The 1,885-nt window shown below is 64.0% G+C and carries 4 protein-coding genes; 1 reads left to right on the forward strand and 3 read right to left on the reverse strand.

The window, feature by feature from the left end:
• Positions 1 to 365: hypothetical protein (locus EN893_RS31870; RefSeq protein ID WP_128362094.1), on the forward strand; the 365-nt coding region annotated here is incomplete at its 5' end.
• 20 nt (positions 366 to 385) lie between these two features.
• Here EN893_RS31870 and EN893_RS31875 read toward each other — a convergent pair.
• The 3 genes from EN893_RS31875 to EN893_RS31885 all read right to left on the reverse strand — a co-directional run.
• Complete coding sequence (locus tag EN893_RS31875) at positions 386 to 871, reverse strand: hypothetical protein (RefSeq protein ID WP_127271656.1); 486 nt, start codon at positions 869 to 871, stop codon at positions 386 to 388.
• 113 nt (positions 872 to 984) lie between these two features.
• Positions 985 to 1,545 carry an FMN reductase gene (gene msuE / locus EN893_RS31880; protein WP_127271915.1) on the reverse strand — a complete coding sequence of 187 codons (561 nt, stop codon included), beginning with the start codon at positions 1,543 to 1,545 and terminating at the stop codon, positions 985 to 987.
• Positions 1,546 to 1,610: 65 nt separating this feature from the next.
• The coding region (locus EN893_RS31885; RefSeq protein ID WP_281062517.1) for an acyl-CoA dehydrogenase family protein at positions 1,611 to 1,885 on the reverse strand (275 nt) is incomplete at its 5' end.

The raw sequence follows: 1,885 nt of genomic DNA on the forward strand, positions 1-1,885 counted from the left end.
GTATCGCACAGGGCGACCGCTACGCGGCGCGGCTGGCGCGCGACCGGTTGCTCGTCGTATCGAAGAGCCCGCTCGCCATCGCCACGGGCTGGCATGCAGACGGGTTCGCGGTGACGGCGATCAGCGCTGGGTTGCAAATATTCGAGGCCGAGGGCATGGCGCTCGACGCTTTCATCGCGCGTGGAACGACGCTCGATCCCGCGAAGCCAAGTGCCAGTGCAGCACTTTCCTTCGCCGGCATCAGCGCCGTCGTCTATCGTCTTGACGGCAAGCTGCGCATCCATGTCGACCGCGGTCTTGCCACTTATCTCTGGACATGGATGGAAACGGCCGCCAGCAACATCGCGACCGGATCAACCGACTAGCCGACGGCAGTGCGATCCGGTCAGAGCGTGAACGACCCGAACAGGCAGGCCAGCGTTGCGGCGGCAAAGACCACGAAGAACAGGCTGCGCAGCAGCACGTTGCGGCGCAGCTCGTTCATGACGAAGTGACAACCGACGACCGCCGCGGCAAACAGGAACCGCCAGTTCAGCAGCGCCCACACGGCGCTGCCCTGCCCAAACGCCCATCTGGCGACCAGACAGCCGACGATGGTCGCAAACAGCGCGATCACGGTCCAGAAAAGGGCGTCGGCGGCATGGGTCAGGACGATGCCGGCCGCCCTGATCGGCAGGATCATCATCAGCATCGCGCTGAAGAAATAGACAGCGGCAATCGGGATGAACACGCCGGCGTCGGCAATGCCGTCAAGGCGCCTGACGCCGATCGCGCCATAGGGATAGCCGTGCCTGGCCACAGCCAGGCTCAACGCCATGAGCAAGGCGGTCAGCACGGCGACCAGTGCGAAGGATGTGAGGGCTTTGCTCATGACGTTCCTGTCCCAGACGAATCAGACAGGAACGTTTTTAGCGGGCGGTCGTAAATTGCGGGTAAGCGAGGGCGCTGCCCTCGCCTGTTTCGATCGCAATCTGGTGACAAAGCCTATTCGGCGGCGATCCTGCCGGCCGAGCGGTTGGCCAGCACGAAGCCGACCTCGTCAACCGCCTGCGCCACACGCTTCAGGATCGCCTCGGAGCGCAGTACGCCGTCGGTGAAATCCTTGTCGGTGGCGTAGACGGCGGTCGGCAGCGCAAAGGCCTCGAAGAAGCCGAACAGCGGCCGCAGTTGATGTTCGACGATCAGCGCATGGCGCTCGCCACCGCCGGTCGCCGTCAACACGATGGGCTTCCCCCGCAGCGCTGCCGGATCGATCAGATCGAAGAAATGCTTGAACAGACCGGTATAGCTGCCCTTGTAGGTCGGCGAGCCCACGACAAGCACGTCGGCGGCGAGGATTTGTTCCAGGATCGCGCGCGCCTGGCCGTCGAGATCGCGGGCCCATTTCGCCGTTCCCAGCGACGGACCGAGATCCTCGATATCATAGGTGCTCGCAGACAGGCCGTGGCTGGCGGCGATGTCCCTGGTGACCAGGTCGACGAAGGCGCGCGTCTTTGACGGCCGGGTGATGTTGCCGGAAAAGCCGACGACTGTTGGATTTGACATGGCAGTGAGCCTCTTGGATGGTCGAAGGTTTGACGTGGCGGGCCGTCCCGCCCGCCGGTGGGAGATCAGCTCCAGGCGTGCAGCGGCGGATTTTCGCCGTTGAGGAAATATTTGCCGAGGATCGAATATTTCCAGCGCACCGGATCGTGCAGCGTGTGCGTGCGGGCATTGCGCCAATGCCGGTCGAGATTGTGTTCGGCCAGGGTCGAGCGTGTGCCTGCCAGTTCGAACAGCTTGTTGGTCGCGGCGATGGCGATCTCGGTCGACAGGATTTTTGCCTCGGCGGTGACGATCTGCGCATGCGCGACCGTGTCGGCGGTCGGCTCGGCCACTGCCCGGT

The sequence above is a fragment of the Mesorhizobium sp. M7A.F.Ca.CA.004.04.2.1 genome, assembly GCF_004022825.1.
In the GTDB taxonomy this organism is placed as follows: domain Bacteria; phylum Pseudomonadota; class Alphaproteobacteria; order Rhizobiales; family Rhizobiaceae; genus Mesorhizobium.

What these genes read in the sequence shown, in the direction of transcription:
- EN893_RS31875 (WP_127271656.1), bottom strand. Translation starts at nt 871, where the DNA reads ATGAGCAAAGCCCTCACATCCTTCGCACTGGTCGCCGTGCTGACCGCC.
- msuE (WP_127271915.1), bottom strand. Translation starts at nt 1,545, where the DNA reads ATGTCAAATCCAACAGTCGTCGGCTTTTCCGGCAACATCACCCGGCCG.